Below are 18725 nucleotides of genomic sequence, written 5' to 3'. Positions count from 1 at the left end.
CCGGTGACCGACGCGACCACCTCCTTCCGTGCGGCGCGCGACCAGCTGCTCGCCTGGCGTGGCGACCACGAGGCCGCTGTCGCGGGCTTCTCCTTCCCCGACGTGGGGGACAGGTGGTGCTGGGCGCACGACTGGTTCGACGCCTTCGCGCTGGACGACCAGCGGGAGGCGCTGGTCGTCCTCTCCGAGGACGGCTCGCGCACCGCGGTGACCTTCGACGAGATGGTCGTGCGCTCCAACCGGGTCGCCCACCTGCTCGCAAATCTCGGCGTCGGCAGGGGCGACCCCGTCGTGGTGATGCTCGGCAACCAGGTCGAGCTCTGGGAGGTCGTCCTCGGCGTGATGAAGCTCGGTGCGGTCATCGTGCCGACTGCGCAGGCCGCCGGCCCCGCCGACCTGCGTGACCGGCTGGAGCGCACCTCCGCCCGGGCGGTGGTGTGCGGCAAGGGCGACGCAGGCAAGTTCGACGAGGTGCCCGGTGACTACCTCCGCGTCGTCGTCGGCCACCGTGCCGGCTGGACCCCGCTCGCCGACACCGCCCAGCACGCCGGTGTCGACCTCCCGCACCCGGGGACGCGTCCGGAGGACCCGCTGCTGCTGTACTTCACGAGCGGCACGACGTCGCGGCCGAAGCTCGTGCAGCACACCCAGGCGTCCTACCCCGTCGGCCACCTGTCGACGATGTACTGGATCGGCCTGCGTCCCGGCGACGTGCACCTCAACATCTCCAGCCCCGGCTGGGCGAAGCACGCGTGGTCGTCGCTGTTCGCGCCGTGGAACGCCGAGGCGACGATCCTCGTCCACGACTACCAGCGCTTCGAGGCCTCCACGCTGCTCGACCGGCTGCACACCGAGCGGGTCACCTCGTTCTGCGCGCCGCCGACGGTGTGGCGGATGCTCATCAACGCCGACCTCGGGACCAAGCCCGCGCCGCTGCGCGAGCTCGTCGGCGCCGGCGAGCCGCTGAACCCCGAGGTGATCAGCCAGGTCGAGCAGCACTGGGGCCTGACCATTCGCGACGGGTTCGGCCAGACCGAGACCACGGCGCAGATCGGCAACACGCCCGGGTCCCCGGTGAAGCCCGGCTCGATGGGCCGTCCGCTGCCGGGGGTCCCGAGCGTGCTGGTCGACCCGGTCAGCGGCGAGATGGTCCACGGCGTGGGCGAGGGCGAGATCTGCCTGGACCTCTCGGCGTCCCCGGTCGCGCTGATGACCGGCTACCAGGGTGACCCGGAGAAGAACGCGGATGCGATGGCGGGCGGCTATTACCACACCGGCGACGTGGCGGCACGCGACGAGGACGGCTACATCACCTACGTGGGGCGCACCGACGACGTGTTCAAGGCGTCGGACTACAAGGTGAGCCCGTTCGAGCTGGAGTCGGTGCTGATCGAGCACCCGGCGGTGGCGGAGGCCGCGGTGGTGCCGGCGCCGGACCCGGTGCGGCTGGCGGTGCCGAAGGCGTACGTCGCGCTGGTGGACGGGCACGAGCCGGGTCCGGAGACGGCGGAGTCGATCCTGCGCTACGCGCGGGAGCACCTGGCGCCGTACCTGCGGGTGCGTCGGCTGGAGTTCTTCGAGCTGCCGAAGACGATCTCCGGGAAGATCCGTCGGGTCGAGCTGCGCCACCGTGAGGTCGAGGTGGAGGGACAGCGGCCGGCGGGGGAGTACCGCGACGACGACTTCCCGTCGCTCAAGGGCGAGTCGCGCGCGAGCTGACACCACCGCCCGCGGCCAGGCCGCGGGCGGTGGCCAGCGCGCTCGCCACGCAGCAGGCTGCCAGCACGGCGGTCGAGGTGCCGTAGCCGACGAGGGGGAGCAGCGCCGCGAGCACGGCCGGGAGCGCGAAGCCGACGTAGGTCAGCGCGTAGAAGACACCGGTCAGGCCCGGGAGCTCCTCCTCGGCGGCGATCCGGCGCACCTCGACCAGGCCGGCGACGATCGTGATGCCGTAGGCACTGCCGAGGACGAGGGCCGCGACGACCGCGAGCGGCACGGAGCGGACGTGCACCTCGACGGCCACGAGGACGACACCGACCGCCATCGTGCTGATCCCGACCAGGGCCTCCCGGTGCCCGGTCACCCGGCCGAGTGCAGGCACCCAGCGCTGGACCACTGCACCCGAGCCCAGGGTGAGCACGGTGAGCAGGGTCGCGAACGCGACGCGCAGCCCGCCCGTCTCCTCGCGCACCAGCTCGGGGACGATCGCGTAGGCGAGGCCCGCCGACGCGAACACCCACGGTGCCGTCGGCAGCACAAGCCACAGGAACCGGCGCCGGTGGCACCGCGGCAGGCGCAGGTCGACCCACCTGCCCGGCCCCGGGCCGGGCGGCGCCGTCTCCCGCGCACCCCGCAGCACGACGGCGGCCGCCACGACGAGCAGCACGTGCCCGAGGTACGGCAGCACGCGCGGCCACGGTGCCCACTGGGAGAGGCAGCCGGCGACGCCCGCCCCGATGCCGGGCCCGCCGGGCCGCGGTGCCGGTGGGAGCGGCGTCGTCGGTGAGCTCGTCCACCCAGGTCGTGCCGACCACCATGGCGACAGCCACGGCGAACCCGGCCAGCAGCCGTCCCAGCGCCAGGACGGCAGGCTGCCCGGGGGCGAGTGCCAGCAGCACGCTGGACAGGGCCGAGACGACGAGGCCTGCCCGGACGCAGGTGGACCGGCCGAACCGGTCACACAACGGCCCGACGAGCTGGAAGCCCGGAACCAGCCCGACGACGTACATCGCCAGCAGGAGGTTGACCGTCGCCGCGCCGTACCCCTCGAGGTCGCGGTACATCGCCAGGAGGGGCGTGAACTGGTTGCCGCCCCACGCCAGGGCGAAGAGGGCAGGGGCCACCGGCCACCACCCCCGGTCGTCCCGGACCGCGGCTCTGGTCGTGGCTGCGACGCTGCCGCGGCCCGGGACGGTGGGCACCTCAGGCGGGGACGGTCGTCCGCGCCGAGACGATGGTGAGGGCGATGTCGACGATCATGTCCTCCTGGCCGCCGACGAGGCCGCGGCGGCCGCACTCCATGAGGATGTCGCGGACGTCGACGTCGTACTGCTCGGCTGCGCGCTCGGCGTGGCGGAGGAAGGAGGAGTAGACGCCGGCGTAGCCGAGGGTGAGGGTCTCACGGTCGACCCGGACCGGGCGGTCCTGCAGGGGGCGGACGATGTCGTCGGCCGCGTCCTGCAGCTTGAACAGGTCGCAGCGGTGCTCGAACCCGGAGAGGTCGGCCACGGCGACGAACGCCTCGAGCGGACAGTTCCCGGCGCCAGCGCCGTGCCCGGCAAGCGAGGCGTCGACGCGGCGCACGCCGTTCTGGACCGCGACCACGGAGTTCGCCACGGACAGCGAGAGGTTCTCGTGGGCGTGGATGCCGATCTCCGTGGCGGGATCGAGGACGTCGCGGTAGGCACGGACCCGGGCGGCGACGTCGTCCATGGTCAGCCGGCCGCCGGAGTCGGTGACGTAGACGCAGTGTGCGCCGTAGGACTCCATCAGCCTCGCTTGCTGCGCCAGGTCCTCCGGCGAGGCCATGTGGGACAGCATGAGGAAGCCCGACACGTCCATGCCGAGCTCGCGCGCCGCCTCGATGTGCTGGGCCGCGACGTCGGCCTCGGTGCAGTGGGTCGCGACCCGCACCGAGCGGACCCCGAGGTCGTAGGCGTGCTTCAGCTCGTGCACGGTGCCGACGCCGGGCAGCAGCAGGGTCGTCAACCGGGCGCGCTCCAGGACCGAGGCGGCAGCCTCGATCCATGCCCAGTCGGTGTGCGAGCCGGGCCCGTAGTTGAGCGACCCGCCGGCCAGCCCGTCGCCGTGGGCGACCTCGATGGCGTCGACGCCCGCCTCGTCGAGGGCGACGACGATCCGCTTGACGTCCTCGGTGTCGATCCGGTGCCGCACGGCGTGCATGCCGTCGCGCAGGGTCACGTCCTGGACGAAGATGGGGGTGCTCATGCGCTTGTCCCTGCCGCCGCGATCCGCTCGGCGACCTGCAGGCCGGCCGACGTCATGATGTCGAGGTTGCCGGCGTACGCCGGCAGGTAGTGCCCCGCGCCGGTGACCTCCAGGAACACCGAGACCTGGTGGGTCGGCCGCGTGCTGCTGTCGGCGTCCTCCGCGAGCAGGGTGTGCACCGGCTGGTCCTCGGGGACCGGGGTGACCTGGACGTCCTGCACGAGCCGGTAGCCGGGGACGTAGGCCGCGACGTCGGCGACCATCTTCTCTATGCTGGCGCGGACCTCGTCGTGGGTGGCCGGATCGGGCGCGTGGACCAGGGCCAGGACGGTGCCGCGCATCATCAGCGGCGGCTCGGCGGGGTTGAGGATGATGATCGCCTTGCCCCGCCGCGCCCCGCCGACCGCGGTGATGGCGGCGGAGGTGGTCTCGGTGAACTCGTCGATGTTGGCGCGGGTGCCCGGACCGGCGGACCTCGACGCGATCGAGGCGACGATCTCGGCGTACTCGACCGGCACGACGCGTGAGATCGCGGCGACCACGGGGATGGTGGCCTGTCCACCGCAGGTCACCATGTTCACGTTCGGTGCGTCGAGGTGCTCGTCGATGTTGACCGCCGGGATGACGTACGGGCCGACAGCGGCCGGGGTCAGGTCGATCAGGCGCTTGCCGAGGGGGCGCAGCAGCGCGTCGTTGTGCACGTGTGCCTTCGCCGACGTGGCGTCGAAGACGATGTCGATGTCGTCGAAGCCGGGCAGGGCGACCAGGCCCTCGACGCCCTCGTGCGTGGTCGCGACCCCCAGGTCGCGGGCCCTGGCCAGGCCGTCGGAGGCGGGATCGATGCCGACCATCGCACCCATCTCGAGGTGCTTCGCGGTCGTCATGACCTTGATCATCAGGTCCGTGCCGATGTTGCCCGACCCGATGATCGCGACCTTCGTGCGGTCCGACATCACGCCTCCTCTGCGAAGGTGATGGACAGCGAGCCCAGGCCGCTGATCGACACCTCCACCTGGGCGCCAGGGGTGGCGGGGCGCATCGGGCCGAGCGCACCGGAGAGGACGACCTGGCCGGCCCGCAGCGGGTCGCCGAGGTCGCGGGCCGTCCGGGCCAGCCACTGCAGCGCGAGCAGGGGGTCGCCGAGGCAGTCGGCGCCGGTGCCGGTCGAGTCCTCCTGACCGGTCACCGTCATCGACATCACCGCGTCGACGGGCGAGAAGTCAGCCAGCGCCCGCGGCACGGTCCCGAGCACGAAGCCGCCGGCGGATGCGTTGTCCGCGACCGTGTCGCCGAACGTGATGTCCCACCCGGCGACGCGGCTGTCGCAGATCTCGATCGCGGCCACGGCGTGGTGCACGGCGTCGCGCACCTGGTCCAGGTCGAGCTCGCCGTCGACGAGGTCGGTGCCCAGGACGAAGGCGATCTCGGCCTCCACCTTCGGCTGGAGGTAGCGGTCCACGGGCACCGGTCTGGCCGCGTCGTGCTCCATGTCGGTGAAGAGCACGCCCAGGTCCGGACGGTCGACGCCCAGCTGCTGCTGCACCGCCGAGGAGGTCAGGCCGATCTTGCGGCCGACCACCCGGGCCCCGGCCGCGACCCGGGCGCCGTTGACCTGCTGCTGGACCGCGTAGGCACGGGCGATGTCGGCGGCGCCGATCAGGTCACGGACCGGAGCGCAGGCGACACCGCTGGCAGCCGCGGAGCGCAGGCGCTCCGCGGCCTGGGCCACGGCGGTGTCGGACTCGAGGAGGGTGTCGCTCATGGGCTCCACCCTCCGGGTGCCGGGCGTGGTGCTGAAGGCCGAGTTCCGTCCAGCGGTACGCCCGGCGACTCTCCTCGCACCTACTGCTGCCGGCGAGTCGCGGGCCGCAGCGCGCGGGCCAGGGCCGGTACGACGATCGCGGCGGCCACGAGGTGGAGCACGGCGAGGGTGCAGGCGGTCGGGATGCTGGCGCCGACGAGGAAGGGCGGCGCCAGCGACGCGGCGGTCAGCGCGACGCTCACCTGCACGAACCGCGCGGCCGGCCGGGTGCTCCAGCGGTGCAGGACGACGGCGATGACGAGCCCGACGGTGGAGAAGAAGCCGGTCAGCACGGCGATGCCGCCGAGCGGGACCCGCTCGCCGTCGTCCGGCACCTCGAGCTCGACGCCGAGGGCCCGGGCGGCGGCGCCGGCCAGGGTGGTGGCCGCCGTCGCGGCCGGCACGGCGAGGGCGGCGGTGCCGAGGACCCGGCGCAGGCCGCGGGGTCCGGGGGCGTCGCGGCGCCCGGTCGTGGGGGCAGGGGTGCCCGTGGAGGCGGTCGTGGGGACCATCGTCGTCACCGCCCCTCGGTGTCGTCTGCCGTCAGCCGCTCGGGGAGCCCGAGCCGCGGGAACTGGTCGGCGTGGAAGGTGAAGATCTCCGTGACCATCCCGCCGCTGATGCGCAGCGTGTCGATGGTGAGCGGCAGCCAGGCGCCCTCGTCCTCCTGCCACTCGTAGAAGGCGATCGCGGGCTGGCGGTTGGCGGCCGTCGGGACGGCCCGCAGCCCGGTCATCGACTCGAAGCCGTCCTCGACCCAGTTGCGCACCACGGCGTCGCGCCCGACGTACAGGCCCGGCGTGGGTGGCATCGAGCAGCGCACGTCCTCGCGCAGCATGGTGGCCAGGGTGGAGACGTCGGCGGCGACGCTGGCGTCGGTGAAGCGGCGGACGAGGTCGCGGGTGTCGTCGTCCTCGCTGCCGGTCCACTCCTGGCGGTCGGTGGGCAGGTGCTCGCGCATGCCGGCGCGGGCCCGCTGCAGCGCGCTGTTGACCGAGTTCACGGTGTTGCCGAGCATCTCGGCGACGTCCCTGGCCGGCCAGCCGAGGACGTCGCGCAGGATCAGCACCGCGCGCGGTCGCGGGGCGAGGTGCTGCACCGCGACGACGTACGCGAGCTCGATCGTCTCGCGCGCCACCGCGACCACCTCGGGCTCGTCGGCGTCGTCGGCGGCGAGCTCGTCGAGCAGCCGGTCGGGGTAGGGCTGGAGCCACCGCACCTCGCCGCTGGCCGGCTCGGGCCGGCGTCGGGCGAGCAGGTCCAGGCAGGCGTTGGTGGCGATCCGGTAGAGCCACGCCCGGAAGGTGGAACGGCCCTCGTACGTCTCCCGCCGGCGCCAGGCGCGCAGGAAGGTCTCCTGCACGGTGTCCTCGGCGTCGTGGAAGGAGCCGAGCATCCGGTAGCAGTGCACGTGCAGCTCGCGCCGGTGGCGCTCGACCAGCTCGGCGAACTGCGGCTCGTCGACCTCCGCGACCATGCCGGCCTCCTCGACGGTGAGGTTGGTGGTGGTGTCCACGATCATCGTCTCGTCCTCTCTCATCGTGTCCTGTCATCACGTGTGACGGCAGGGGGCGCGAGAACTCATCACTCGCCGGGACGGCGGGTCGGTGTCGGGACGACCGCAAGGGCGGACCGCGCGTGGCACCACCGGATCGGAGGTGCGGACGGCGTGCCTGGTGGCACCGGTACGACGACAGGCCAGCCGGCGCTGGTGCTGGCGTTGCTCGGCCGGGCGCTCACGCCCTGAGGAAGTGGAGGATCAGTGGGGTGCGGCGTTGCGCGGGCCGTGGTGGAAGGGCGCCGGCGTCGGCACGGCGGCCTCGTCAGTGGCAGGCTGCTCCCGCTCCGGGCCGAGGCACACGGCCACGAGCGTGCCGGCGACCCGGCCGCTGAAGACGTCCCACCCGTGGTCGAAGGACACGAGCTTGGTGTCACCCTCGGGGGTGCGCACGATCGCCGAGCTCGGGATCACCGACTTGTCGAACCCGGTGAAGGAGCAGCGGTTGTCCTGCATCAGGTCGTCCAGCGGGCCCGCGGCCATGTCGATGTGGCGCTCGGGCGTGCTCATCGACGGTTCGCTGACTACGCCGAGCGCGCCGAAGCCGAGGAGCAGCGTCATGCCGGCCACCGTGGTCGTCGTACGCAGCGAGTGGACCGCGACGCGCAGCCAGGCAACCGGGGCAACACGATGAGACATCGTTCCCCCCTTGGTCGCTGTCGTCGTGGTGGTCGTCCCCGTTGCCGATCACAACGACACGGACCGCCGCGGGTCACGACCGGTGTGCGCGGTGTCGGGTGTGATCTGTGACAGGTGCCGCGCCGCCACCACCGTGCAGCAGGCAGGATGAGGCCATGACCTGGTTCGACTCACCGAGCGACGTCGCCACCCGGCTCGAGGCCGCGGGCTACCTCGCGGACGCCGCCACCGCGACCACCACCTTCCTCGCCGGCGCGCTGGAGAAGCCGCTGCTGCTGGAGGGTCCGGCCGGTGTCGGCAAGACCGAGCTGGCGAAGGCGGTCTCGCGCGCGACCGGGGCCGAGCTGGTCCGGCTGCAGTGCTACGAGGGCCTCGACGAGGCGCGGGCGCTCTACGAGTGGAACTACAAGAAGCAGCTGCTGCGCATCCAGGCCGCCAACGCCGCGAGCTCCGGCGGGCAGGACTGGGACGCCACCCACGACGACATCTTCACCGAGGAGTTCCTGCTCACCCGGCCGCTGCTGACCGCCATCCGGCGCGAGGAGCCGACGGTGCTGCTGATCGACGAGGTCGACAAGACCGACATCGAGGTCGAGGGCCTGCTGCTCGAGGTGCTCAGCGACTTCCAGGTCACCATCCCCGAGCTCGGCACGGTGGCCGCCGCCCGGCGCCCGTACGTCGTGCTCACCTCGAACGCGAGCCGGGAGCTGTCCGAGGCGGTCAAGCGGCGCTGCCTCTATCTGCACATCGACTACCCGGACGCCGAGCGGGAGCGGCAGATCCTGCAGCAGCAGGTGCCCGGACTCGACGACCGGATCGCCCAGCAGGTCGTGGAGACCGTCGCGCGGCTGCGCGACCTGGAACTGAAGAAGGCGCCGTCGATCGCGGAGTCCGTCGACTGGGCCCGCACCCTCATCGCGCTGGAGATCCGCGACCTCGACGAGGCCGCGATCGCGCAGACCCTCGGCGCCGTCCTCAAGCACCAGTCCGACCACGACCGTGCCGTGAAGGAGCTCAAGCTCAACCGGGCTTGAGGAACGCGATGAGCGCCGACCGCTCCGGACTCCTCGACCGCCACCTCGCCTTCGTCGAGGCGCTGCGGGGCGCCGGCCTGTCCGTCTCGCTCGCCGAGGACCTCGACGCCGTCGCAGCCCTCTCGGCGCTGCGGTGGAGCGACCGGGCCACCGTCCGCGACGCGTTCGCGGCCACGATGGTCAAGAAGCAGTCGCAGCGCACGACCTTCGACGCACTCTTCGACGTCTACTTCCCGGCGATGGTCGGCGACGGTGCGGCCGCCGCGGAGGAGGCTGGCGCCGGCGACAGCGACGGCGACGGTGACGGTGGGGCGGTGAAGGACAACGCCACCGCGCTGGTGTCCTTCCGCGACCGGCTCGCGCAGGTGCTCGAGGCCCCGCAGGTCGACGCCACCGAGCTGCGGATGATGGCCGCCGAGATGGTCGGCACCTTCGGCTCGATGCCCGGCCGCGGCCCCGGCCTGTCCTCGTGGTCGGCCTACACCGCGCTGCAGCGCGTCGCCCCGCAGGAGCTCGTCGACCGGCTCGTGCAGGCCATGCTCGCCGACACCGGCTCCGGCACCGACGAGGAGGACGCCCGCCGGCAGGCCAACCGCCGGATCGGGCAGTTCACCGCGCTGGTCGAGGACGACGCCCGTCGCCGCATCGCCGAGGAGAAGGGGCCTGACCACATCGCCGACGTCGCGATCCGTCCCAGCATCGACAAGCTCGCCTTCATGGCCGCCCGGCGCACCGACCTGGAGGAGATGCGCAAGGAGATCTTCCCCCTCGCCCGGCGCCTCGCCACCCGGCTCGCGAAGGAGCAGCACTCGCGGCACGCGCGGACCGCGCCACTCGACTTCCGTCGTACCGTCCGTGCCTCCATCGCCACCGGCGGCGTGCCCATCACCACGCACCACCGGCCGAAGCGCCCGCACCGCACCGACCTCGTCGTGCTGTGCGACATCAGCGGCTCGGTCGCGAACTTCGCGCAGTTCACGCTGCTCTTCGTCTTCGCGCTGCGCGAGGTCTTCCATAGCATGCGGGCCTTCACCTTCATCGACCACGTGCACGAGGTGACCGGCCACTTCCGCCCCGGCGCCGACCCGGTCGACGTGCTCGCCGACCTCTCCGCGTCGGCCAGCCACGCCGCGCTGTGGGGCCGCACCAACTACGGCCGCGCGTTCACGAAGTTCGAGGAGAACCACCTCGACGCGCTCACGCCCAAGACGACCCTGCTCATCCTCGGCGACGCCCGCTCCAACTACAGCGACCTGCACGAGGACACCCTGCGCCGCCTGTCCGGTGCGGTGAAGCGCTCCTTCTGGCTCAACCCCGAGCACGAGCGCAACTGGGGCACGGGCGACTCCGCCGCGCCGACGTACGGCGAGATCGTGCCGATGGTCGAGTGCCGGAACCTGGCCCAGCTGCAGGAGTTCGTGCACGACCTGGCGTGGTGAGGCGGAGCGACAGTTTCGCCGGTCGACCGGCGAAACTGTCGCTTGACCGACGAAGGTTCGTCGGTCAGGCGTGAGTTTCGTCGGCCAGGTCCGGGGGCGGGCTGAGTGGGGATTCACCACCTAGGTGGTGAAACTACGCAACTGAGCACACGAAACTTGCCGATCCGGCCCTGATTTCGTGTGCCAGGTCGGGGTTTCACCACCCAGGTGGTGAAACCCCACCCGCCTCAGGCGCTGAACTCCAGCGCCTCGTCGTCCACCGGCCTGCGGAAGACCAGCAGGTCCTTGAAGTAGTTCATCTTCAGCCGCCACGGGTACGACGAGCCCTGCTTCGGCAGCTCGTGGATGGAGCGCATGACGTAGCCGGCCTCGAAGTCGAGGAAGGGCTCCTCGGTGACCGACGGGTCGCGGCGGGGGACGGCGATGCGGTTGCCGGTCCCGTCCATGCGGCGCAGCAGCTTGACGACGTACTCGCACACCAGGTCGGCCTTGAGCGTCCAGGACGCGTTGGTGTAGCCGATGATGAACGCGAAGTTCGGGATGTCGCTGAGCATCAGGCCCTTGTAGGCCATCGTGTCGGCGGGCTCCACCTTCGCGCCGTCGACGGCCAGCGTCGCGCCGCCGAAGACCTGCAGGTTGAGGCCGGTGGCGGTGATGACGATGTCGGCCTCGAGCTCCTTGCCGGACTTCAGCAGGATGCCCTTCGGCGTGAACCGGTCGATGTGGTCGGTGACGATGTCGACGGTGTGCTGGCGCAGCGCCTTGAACAGGTCGCCGCCCGGCACGGCGCACAGGCGCTGGTCCCACGGGTCGTACGGCGGCCTGAAGTGCTCGTCGAAGGAGACGTCCTCCGGGAGCTGGCGCTCGAGCAGCTTGCGCAGCAGTGCGCGTGACTCCTTCGGGCGGGCCTGGCAGAACTCGTAGAACGCGATCCGGCTGGTGAGGTAGCGGGTGCGCACCAGCTTCTGCGCGACCTTGTCGGGCAGGGTGCGGTACATCCGCGCCGAGACCTTGTCGTAGGCCGGCTGGCTGATGATGTACGTCGGCGTGCGCTGCAGCATCGTGACGTGCCCGGCGCCGGAGTCGGCCAGCGCGGGGATGAGGGTGACGGCCGTGGCGCCGGAGCCGATGACCACGATCCGCTTGCCCTCGTAGTCGAGGTCCTCGGGCCAGTGCTGCGGGTGCACCACCTGGCCCTCGAAGTCCTCGATCCCCTGGAACTGCGGGGTGAACCCCTCGTCGTACCGGTAGTAGCCCGACGTCGACCACAGGAAGCTGGCGGTCAGCTGCAGCGTGTCGCCGGTGTCGGTGCGCTCGACGGTCACGGTCCAGCGGGCGTCCTCGGTGGAGAAGTCCGCGTGCAGGAGCTTGTGGTGGTAGCGGATGTGCTCGTCGATGCCGTTCTCGGCCGCCGCCTCCTCCAGGTAGGCGAGGATGTCGGGGCCGTCGACGATCGCCTTCTCACCCTTCCACGGCTTCCAGCCGAAGCCGAGGGTGTGCATGTCGGAGTCGGAGCGGATGCCGGGGTAGCGGAACAGGTCCCACGTGCCGCCGAGCGAGTCGCGCATCTCCAGCACGGCGTACGTCTTGCCGGGCAGGTGCTTCGTGACGTGGTAGGCCGCGTCGATGCCCGAGAGGCCGGCGCCGACGATGAGGACGTCGACGTGGTCGACAGGGGCAGGCGTGTCGGTCATGGCGCTTCCTTCGTGGTGAGGAGCTGCTCGACGGGGACGTCGGGCACCTCGATGTTGCGGCTGTTCATCAGGCCCTCGACCTGCGCCCAGGTCACCTCGGCGAGCAGGTCGATGAAGGCCGGGGCCTCGGGGCGGAGCTCGGCGCGCGAGCTCCAGCTGCGCACGGCGGACATCACGCCGCCGACGAGCAGGAAGACCCAGGGCGTGAGCGCGTCGCGGTCGTCCTCGCTGATCTCGGCGTCGACCAGGGCGATGACGCCGCCGATCAGCAGCTCGATCTGCTCGGCGAACTGGCCGATCGCGTCGTCCAGCGGGCGTTCGGTGGTGCCGGTGACCTGTCGCTCGACGAACCTCATCAGTGCGATGTTCTCGGTCGCCCAGGTGACGTAGGAGCCGATGACGCGGTGCGTGATCTCGCGGATGGTGCCCTCGAGCGTGATCGTGCTGAGCAGCACCTCCCCGGCGCGCAGGCAGATCTCCCGCTGGATCGCGAGGTCGAGGTCGACGCGGTCGTCGAAGTAGCGGTAGAGCACCGTGCGGTGCACCCCCGCCTCGGCGGCGATCTGCTGCACGCTCAGCTCGTCGCCGGGCTTCAGGTCGCGGTTGAGCACGACGAGGGCAGCGTCGATGACGGCCTGCCGCCGCGCGGCGTTGTGCTCCTGCCAGCGCCGCTTGCGGCCATCGGTCTGGTCGCGCTTCGCCGTCCCCATGGCGAGACCTCCTCGGATCGTCACGGCGTCAGCGACACCGTACGCCGGAGGAGCCCGCGCCGACGTACGACGGCCGGGGCGGTCGCGACTGCCCGCTGGTCGGCGGGGTCGGTGACCTTGACCCGGGGACGCCCGGCGGCGGCGCCGCGCTCGCGCTCGGCGGCGTCGATGCGCTGCCAGCCGTCGATGCCGGTGGCGTGCGGGGCCCGCTCGCGCACGAGCGCCGCGGCGGAGTCGAGGGTGCCGGTCGGCTCGGGCCGGCCGCGGTCGAGGTCGTCGAGGATGCTCTCGACGGTCTCCTGGGCGCAGGTCTTGTTGGTGCCGATGAAGCCGACCGGGCCGCGCTTGACCCAGCCCACGACGTACACGCCCGGCTCGACGCGGCCGGCCCGGTTCGGGACGGTGCCGGTGCGCTCGTCGAAGGGCAGGCCCGCGACCGGCAGGCCGCGATGGCCGACCGAGCGCACGACGAGGCCGGCCTCGAGGACGCGCTCCTCGCCGGTCTGCTCGGCGCGCACCAGCCCGTCGACGCCCTCGACCAGCCGGTTGCGGGCGATCCGGACGCCGGTGGCCCGGCCGTCGGTGCCGAGCACCTCGACGGGGGAGACGGCGAAGGAGAGCACGATCCGGCGGCGGCCCGGGGCGCCGGACGGCGTGCGGTCCGCGAGCTCGCGCAGCAGGCGGCTGCGCTGGTCGGCGCCGTCGAGCAGGGCGGGGTCGCAGTCGACCAGCACGTCGACGTCGTCGAGGGCAGCGAGGCCGATCAGCTCCGGGACGGTGAACGCCGCCTGCGCCGGCCCGCGGCGGCCGAGCACCACGACCTCCTCGACGTCGCTGGCGCGCAGCTGCTCCAGGGGGAGCGGGGCGAGGTCGGTGCGCTCGAGCACCTCGACCGGGCGGGTGAGGATGCGGGCGACGTCGAGCGCGACGTTGCCATTGCCGACGACCACCGCCCGGCGCGAGGGGTTGCGTGTCGCGTCCAGCGGGACGTCGAGCTGCTGCTGGTCGGGGTGGCCGTTGTACCAGCCGACCAGCGCCGTCGCGGGCAGCGAGCCGGCCAGGTCCTCCCCGGGGATGTCCAGCGTGCGGTCGGCGGAGGCGCCGACGGCGTACACGACGGCGTGGTAGCGCGCCCTCAGGTCGGCCAGGGTCACCTCGGCGCCGACGTCGACGCCGAGGAAGTAGCGGAMCCGCGSCTGCCGCTCGATCGCCTCGAACAGCCGGGTGACCAGCTTGGTCGACGCGTGGTCCGGGGCGACGCCGTGCCGGATCAGGCCGTACGGCGTGCGCAGCCGCTCGTAGACGTCGACACCCTCGACCTCGGGGTGCTTGAGCAGCTCGTCGGCGGCGTAGAGGCCGGCCGGGCCGGCGCCGACGACCGCGACCCGGAACGGGCCGGTGCGGGTGAGCCGGCGCTGCGGCGGCACCAGCGCCACCGGCGTGCGGTCGGCGTGCGGGAAGGCGTCGTAGTAGGCGGCGTTCAGCTCGACGAACGGCAGCTGCTGGGTCGTCAGCGCCGCGTCCGGCACCATCGCGCCCACCGGGCACGCCGTCGCGCAGGCACCGCAGCCGACGCAGGCGGCGGCGTCGACGTACACCATCTCGGTGGAGCCGAAGCCGGGCTCGCCGGGGGCGGGGTGGATGCAGTTGACCGGGCAGGCGACGACGCACGAGGCGTCGGCGCAGCACGACTGCGTGACGACGTAGGCCATGGCGGGTGCTCGCGTGGGTGGTGTGGGCGGCGGCGTCAGACCGCGGCGGACTTGGGCTCGCTGCGGAAGCGCGACGCGGTGCCGGCGATGCCGAGCAGGCGCCACACCCGGCGGGAGACCGGGTTCATCAGGCCGAGCTCGTCGGCGAGCATCCGCACGTCGCCGAAGGTGTCGCGCAGCAGCTTCTGCGACTTCTCCGAGCGCCAGTAGACCTCGCGCATGACGTCCTTCGGGATGTCGAGGTCCTTCTGCATCTTCCGGGTCGGCTTCATGATCACGTCGCACAGCACCCGCATGATCACGGGGTAGGCGAGCGAGAGGCCGAAGCGCTGCACCGGGCCGTAGTCCTTCGAGCGCTCCTCGAGGTAGGTGTGCGCGAAGCCGATGTGGCGTGCCTCCTCCGCGACGTGGATCTGCATGACGCGGGTGACCATCGGGTGCATCTCGTGGCCCGAGCGGAGCACGGACTTCTGCAGGTGGTCGATCGGCTCCTCGCCGGCGAGGATGCCCATGAAGAAGACGTTCGGCAGCGCGCGGCCGGCCAGCGAGAGCAGCGGCGCGACCTTCACGAACCAGCCCGGCCCGCCCTGGACGTCGAGGCCGATGCGGTTCACGCCCTCCTGGAACATCTGGGTGTGGTGGCACTCCTCGGTCACCTCGTGGGTGGAGTAGCGGAACTCCGCCTTGCCGTTCGGCATGCCGATGAGGTGGTTCATCACGCCGGCGATGAGCAGCTGCTCGAACTGGAGGCCGACCTTCATGATGTTGGCCATCCGGTACTGCCCGATCGCGATCTGCCGCTCCAGGGGCAGCGACCGGTACCAGTCCGTCCCGCCGAGCGAGTCGACCTCGGGCAGCACCCACCGCGGGTCGTCGTTGCGGACCTCGAAGTCCGGGTCGTCCCAGGCGATGTCGAGGAACGCGTCGAAGTGCTGGTGCACGGAGGCCTCGGAGAGGATGCGGAGCTTCTCCTCGTAGCCCAGCCCGGTGGTGTCCGGCAGCCCGGGGACGGTCTCGGCGGTGCGATCGGCGGTGCGGTCGGCAGTGGCGGTCATCGTGGGTTCCTCGATCCGTTTCGTCGTCGAAGTCCGGAGCATGCACTCAGTTAGCGCAACAACATGTTGCATACATTGACCCCGGTTTTGTCAAGGAGTTCGTCGCAGATCCGGGTACGACGACGCGCTGGCCCCGCGGGCGGCGTGACGCGGATCGCGGCAGCCCGGTCCGGTCGGACGGTGCGGTCGGACGGTGCGGTCGGACGGTCCGGTCGGACGGTCCGGTCGGACGGTCCGCGGTCGTGCCGGCGGTGCGTCGGCCGGGCGTCGGGCCGCGCGCCGGCGGCCGGGTGGGGTCAGCCCGCGGGGCGCAGGTAGCCCAGCTCGCGCCAGCGGGCCAGCGTCGCGGCCAGCTCGGGGTGGTCGGCGCGGTCGGCCGCCCGTCCGCCCGCGACGAGGGCGGGGACGCCGGGGTCCGTGCCGGCGTCGTACACGACGGTGAGGCGGTTGGTGGTGCCGGCGTTGATGAGCGAGCCGAGGAGTGCGACCGGGTCGTTGCGGTCCTCCAGGGACAGCACGCGCACGTGGTCGGGCAGCGCGGGGAGTGCGGCGGCGGGCGCGGCGGCGGTGACGACCTGGTCGACGACGAAGCCGGGCAGGTCGGTGCGGGTGGCGATCTCGAGCGCCGCCGAGCCGCCGGTGCCGCGGCCCACCAGCATCACCCGGGTCTCGCCCGGGCTCTCCGCGGCCGCTGCGGTGAGGGCGCGCACCACGGCCTCCGCGTGCCGCGAGGAGTCACCGGAGACCAGCCGGAGGCGCCCGGCGCGCGGCGTCGGCGCGGCGGCCCCGGAGAGGAAGGCGAGCAGCCGGTCCGGCCCGACCCGCAGCACCCGCACCAGCACGCTGTCGTCACCGTCGGCCAGCAGCGCCATCAGGTCCCCGAGGCCGGCCGGCACCTCGGACGCGGCGGCCAGGTCGGCCGGCACGGGCGCCGGCTCGCCGGCGTCGAGGTCGACCGCGACGTCGCGCAGGGCCGCGCCCCAGTCGTCGGCGAGCGGCGCGATGCCGGAGGCGCGCAGGCCGCCGGCGCGGGCGGCCCGGCCACCCTCGCCGGACAACACCCCCGCCGTGAGCAGGCCACGCATCTGGAGGCTGTCGAGCAGGCCACCGCCGGTGGTGACGTGCTCCATGAGCTCGGGGTTGGCCTCGGCGAGCTCGTTGAGGTAGGTCGTGACGCCGTCGCGGTCGAGGGCATCGGTCTCGATCAGTCCCGCGGCCACGATCGCGCCGCCGAGGCTCACCTGCGGGGCGAGGTAGCCGATCGCCTTGCCCGCGATCGTGCCGAGGGTCTGGTAGGCCGCGGCCTGGAGCTCGTCGATCCAGCGGTAGGTCAGCACGGTCGCGCGCAGCACCAGCGCGTCGGCGTCGAGCTCGATGGACCGGCTGAGCAGTCCGTCCTTGCCCGTCGTCGCAGCCCGGACCTCCTCCTCGGCACTCGCCCACGTGGCCGGCGAGAGCCGCGCCGAGTCGACCACGTCGGGGTCGGTGAGCACGTCCCGGCCGAGCCTGGCCCACGCCCGCATCTGCGCGCCGGCGTCGTCGAAGAGGTCGGCCAGGCGCAGCATCTGGTCGTACTTGTCCGCCAGGTCGGCTGCCTGGGCCGCCATCGGCGGCTGGTCGGGCTCGACCGGGGTGCCCGGGTGGTCGGGCAGGTCGGACGCCGCTGTCCCGGTCACCGGATCTCCTCCAGCACGGGGGCGACCACGGTCGCGAGGTCGGTGGGCGCGACGGAGCGCACCTCGAGGCGCGGGACGCCGTCGACGCGGTGGGGGCGCAGCGCCCGCCACCCGTCGGCGAGCAGTGACCAGGACACGACGCCGGCGGCGCCGACCGATGCCTCCGACACGTCAGCCACCAGCGCCCGCAGCCGGCCCTGTGCCTCGGCGGCGAGCGCCGCGAGCACCCGCGCGACGACGTCGTCGGGCAGCGGGCCGTCGGTGCCCAGGACCGCACCGGAGTGGCGGGCAGCGAGGACGGGGAGCAGGTCGCCGCGGCCGACCCGGGTCGCCTCGGCTGCGGTGTCGGCGAGCTCGAAGGGGAGGTCGACGTACGACGGCACGGCGGACTCCCCGAGCGTGACGTCCTCGGTGATCGCCGCGACCCGGGCGAGCTCGCCGGCCCAGGCGTCGGTGCCGAACCAGTCGAGCTCGAAGACGATCCCGTCGACGGTGGCCAGGGAGGCGACCGCTCCCTCGCCCTGCCGGTGCCAGACCTTCGCCTGGACGCCGGCCATGCGCAGGTCGATGTCGACGGCGGTGCTCGGGGCCGCGAGCAACCCGATCGCGCCGGCCACGCCCGCGTCGAGGGTGCCGTCGACCAGCAGGCCGCGCCGCTGGAGGCTGTCGGCCGGGTCGTGCAGGGCGTCGACCACCGCGCGGTAGGCCTGGTCGCCGGTGGTGGCCGGACTCGCGCCGAGGCGGGCCTGCATGGCATCGGTCTCGACCGGTGGGGCGACCTCGAACGGGAGCGGGGCGTCGCCGGCGAGTGTCGCGGCGTGCTGCAGCTCGCGCACGGTCAGGCCCAGCCGCCGGGGCGCGGCGTCGAGCGGGTTGACCGCTCCCGCGGGGTCGCGCTCCGCGAGGGTGGCGACGGTGGTCAGGTCGATCGTGGGCACGCCGGTCCTCAGCGCTCCAGCCCGGGGACCTCAACCGAGAGCCAGTCGCGGTGGCCCGGCGGCGGCGCGACGAACGCGACGAGCGCCTCGTCGACCGGGTCGGGGGAGACCTGCGGCGCGTCGGGGCGCTCGGCGCCGGCCCGCTCGTTGCGGGCGCGGACGGCGGCGACCCGACCCTGCGCCTCCTCGACCAGTCCGCGCACCCGCGCCTCGACGGCGGCGATCTCGTCGTGGACCGCGTCGACCGCGGCGGCGTGGTCAGCGAGGGCGTCGGCCGCCGTCGCGTGCCGGTCGGCGACGACCTGCAGGTGGTGGGCGCGCTCGGTGACCCGCTCGCGCATCGCCTCGCCCGCCCGGCCGGCCCAGCCGAGGCCGTCGACGCGGGCGACCAGCTCGTCCGCGAGGGCGCGCACGTCGGCGCCCTGTTCGCGGAGCGCGGCGACGCGGCGTCGGATCAGCTCGGTGTCGCCGTACATGTGTCGCGCCCTTCCCCGGGGCGCCCCACCTCAAACCTGTCGGTT

General features: G+C 72.9%; 17 protein-coding genes and 1 pseudogene. 3 read left to right on the top strand and 15 right to left on the bottom strand.

Translation table 11 applies throughout. The annotated features are described in order from the left end of the window. The first annotated feature begins 3 nt into the window (after positions 1 to 3). A complete protein-coding gene (locus tag L615_RS05885) occupies positions 4 to 1719 on the top strand; it encodes an AMP-binding protein (protein WP_145724437.1) in 1716 nt (571 codons plus the stop codon). Here L615_RS05885 and L615_RS05880 read toward each other — a convergent pair. The 8 genes and pseudogenes from L615_RS05880 to L615_RS05845 form a co-directional block, all read right to left on the bottom strand. Continuing rightward, on the bottom strand, positions 1694 to 2407 hold the full coding sequence (locus tag L615_RS05880) for a hypothetical protein (RefSeq protein WP_145724436.1): 714 nt from the start codon (positions 2405 to 2407) through the stop codon (positions 1694 to 1696). The two genes, L615_RS05885 and L615_RS05880, sit on opposite strands and share 26 nt — an antisense overlap. A gap of 100 nt (positions 2408 to 2507) precedes the next feature. Beyond that, a pseudogene (locus L615_RS24705) lies at positions 2508 to 2843 on the bottom strand (MFS transporter); the annotation flags it as partial. Positions 2844 to 2922: 79 nt separating this feature from the next. Then, positions 2923 to 3948, bottom strand: coding sequence for a 4-hydroxy-2-oxovalerate aldolase (gene dmpG, locus L615_RS05870; protein ID WP_028654436.1), 1026 nt, complete (start codon positions 3946 to 3948; stop codon positions 2923 to 2925). Next, the gene (locus tag L615_RS05865) at positions 3945 to 4901 is read right to left on the bottom strand and encodes an acetaldehyde dehydrogenase (acetylating) (RefSeq protein WP_145724435.1); all 957 of its coding nucleotides are present in this window, start codon (positions 4899 to 4901) and stop codon (positions 3945 to 3947) included. Before L615_RS05865 ends, dmpG begins: the two co-directional genes overlap by 4 nt. Next, a complete protein-coding gene (locus tag L615_RS05860) occupies positions 4901 to 5710 on the bottom strand; it encodes a 2-keto-4-pentenoate hydratase (RefSeq protein WP_145724434.1) in 810 nt (269 codons plus the stop codon). The genes L615_RS05865 and L615_RS05860 overlap by 1 nt, the downstream gene beginning before the upstream one ends. 80 nt (positions 5711 to 5790) lie before the next feature. Then, a complete protein-coding gene (locus L615_RS05855) occupies positions 5791 to 6261 on the bottom strand; it encodes a DUF6069 family protein (protein ID WP_222430459.1) in 471 nt (156 codons plus the stop codon). A 5-nt stretch (positions 6262 to 6266) separates the two neighbouring features. Beyond that, a complete protein-coding gene (locus L615_RS05850; RefSeq protein WP_145724433.1) occupies positions 6267 to 7271 on the bottom strand; it encodes an RNA polymerase subunit sigma-70 in 1005 nt (334 codons plus the stop codon). A 237-nt stretch (positions 7272 to 7508) separates the two neighbouring features. Next, positions 7509 to 7946: a hypothetical protein gene (locus L615_RS05845; protein ID WP_145724432.1), complete on the bottom strand. Its 438-nt coding sequence runs from the start codon at positions 7944 to 7946 to the stop codon at positions 7509 to 7511. 155 nt (positions 7947 to 8101) lie between these two features. Here L615_RS05845 and L615_RS05840 point away from each other — a divergent pair, with 155 nt between their 5' ends. Then, on the top strand, positions 8102 to 8980 hold the full coding sequence (locus L615_RS05840; RefSeq protein WP_145724431.1) for a MoxR family ATPase: 879 nt from the start codon (positions 8102 to 8104) through the stop codon (positions 8978 to 8980). 8 nt (positions 8981 to 8988) lie between these two features. After that, positions 8989 to 10419 (top strand): VWA domain-containing protein, encoded by a 1431-nt coding sequence (locus L615_RS05835; RefSeq protein ID WP_145724430.1) that lies wholly within the window; start codon positions 8989 to 8991, stop codon positions 10417 to 10419. A 227-nt stretch (positions 10420 to 10646) separates the two neighbouring features. On the opposite strand, the gene L615_RS05830 is transcribed toward L615_RS05835, so the two are convergent. The 7 genes from L615_RS05830 to L615_RS23140 form a co-directional block, all read right to left on the bottom strand. Further along, positions 10647 to 12113, bottom strand: a complete 1467-nt coding sequence (locus L615_RS05830; RefSeq protein WP_145724429.1) for an NAD(P)/FAD-dependent oxidoreductase — start codon at positions 12111 to 12113, stop codon at positions 10647 to 10649. Next, complete coding sequence (locus L615_RS05825; RefSeq protein ID WP_028654428.1) at positions 12110 to 12823, bottom strand: TetR/AcrR family transcriptional regulator; 714 nt, start codon at positions 12821 to 12823, stop codon at positions 12110 to 12112. Before L615_RS05825 ends, L615_RS05830 begins: the two co-directional genes overlap by 4 nt. Before the next feature lie 20 nt (positions 12824 to 12843). Beyond that, positions 12844 to 14535, bottom strand: a complete 1692-nt coding sequence (locus L615_RS05820; protein ID WP_145724428.1) for an FAD-dependent oxidoreductase — start codon at positions 14533 to 14535, stop codon at positions 12844 to 12846. 35 nt (positions 14536 to 14570) lie between these two features. After that, the gene (locus L615_RS05815; RefSeq protein ID WP_145724427.1) at positions 14571 to 15590 is read right to left on the bottom strand and encodes a diiron oxygenase; all 1020 of its coding nucleotides are present in this window, start codon (positions 15588 to 15590) and stop codon (positions 14571 to 14573) included. Between the two features lie 296 nt (positions 15591 to 15886). After that, positions 15887 to 17266, bottom strand: coding sequence for a hypothetical protein (locus L615_RS05810; RefSeq protein WP_145724426.1), 1380 nt, complete (start codon positions 17264 to 17266; stop codon positions 15887 to 15889). Beyond that, complete coding sequence (locus L615_RS05805; RefSeq protein ID WP_145724425.1) at positions 17263 to 18204, bottom strand: hypothetical protein; 942 nt, start codon at positions 18202 to 18204, stop codon at positions 17263 to 17265. Before L615_RS05805 ends, L615_RS05810 begins: the two co-directional genes overlap by 4 nt. An 8-nt stretch (positions 18205 to 18212) precedes the next feature. Beyond that, entirely contained in the window at positions 18213 to 18680 is a 468-nt protein-coding gene (locus tag L615_RS23140) for a hypothetical protein (RefSeq protein WP_186449749.1), read from the bottom strand. Between the last annotated feature and the right edge of the window lie 45 nt (positions 18681 to 18725).

Origin of the sequence: Nocardioides sp. J9 (assembly GCF_007829375.1) — a bacterium.
Lineage (GTDB): Bacteria > Actinomycetota > Actinomycetes > Propionibacteriales > Nocardioidaceae > Nocardioides.
Note: the sequence above shows the minus strand (reverse complement) of the source record. Positions and strands in the feature narration are given on the sequence as shown.

Coding starts and splice junctions, on each gene's coding strand:
- L615_RS05835 (WP_145724430.1), top strand. CDS start 8,989: ATGAGCGCCGACCGCTCCGGACTCCTCGACCGCCACCTCGCCTTCGTC.
- L615_RS05815 (WP_145724427.1), bottom strand. CDS start 15,590: ATGACCGCCACTGCCGACCGCACCGCCGATCGCACCGCCGAGACCGTC.
- L615_RS05865 (WP_145724435.1), bottom strand. CDS start 4,901: ATGTCGGACCGCACGAAGGTCGCGATCATCGGGTCGGGCAACATCGGC.
- L615_RS05830 (WP_145724429.1), bottom strand. CDS start 12,113: ATGACCGACACGCCTGCCCCTGTCGACCACGTCGACGTCCTCATCGTC.
- L615_RS05845 (WP_145724432.1), bottom strand. CDS start 7,946: ATGTCTCATCGTGTTGCCCCGGTTGCCTGGCTGCGCGTCGCGGTCCAC.
- L615_RS05840 (WP_145724431.1), top strand. CDS start 8,102: ATGACCTGGTTCGACTCACCGAGCGACGTCGCCACCCGGCTCGAGGCC.
- L615_RS05860 (WP_145724434.1), bottom strand. CDS start 5,710: ATGAGCGACACCCTCCTCGAGTCCGACACCGCCGTGGCCCAGGCCGCG.
- L615_RS05825 (WP_028654428.1), bottom strand. CDS start 12,823: ATGGGGACGGCGAAGCGCGACCAGACCGATGGCCGCAAGCGGCGCTGG.
- dmpG (WP_028654436.1), bottom strand. CDS start 3,948: ATGAGCACCCCCATCTTCGTCCAGGACGTGACCCTGCGCGACGGCATG.
- L615_RS05855 (WP_222430459.1), bottom strand. CDS start 6,261: ATGGTCCCCACGACCGCCTCCACGGGCACCCCTGCCCCCACGACCGGG.
- L615_RS23140 (WP_186449749.1), bottom strand. CDS start 18,680: ATGTACGGCGACACCGAGCTGATCCGACGCCGCGTCGCCGCGCTCCGC.
- L615_RS05850 (WP_145724433.1), bottom strand. CDS start 7,271: ATGATCGTGGACACCACCACCAACCTCACCGTCGAGGAGGCCGGCATG.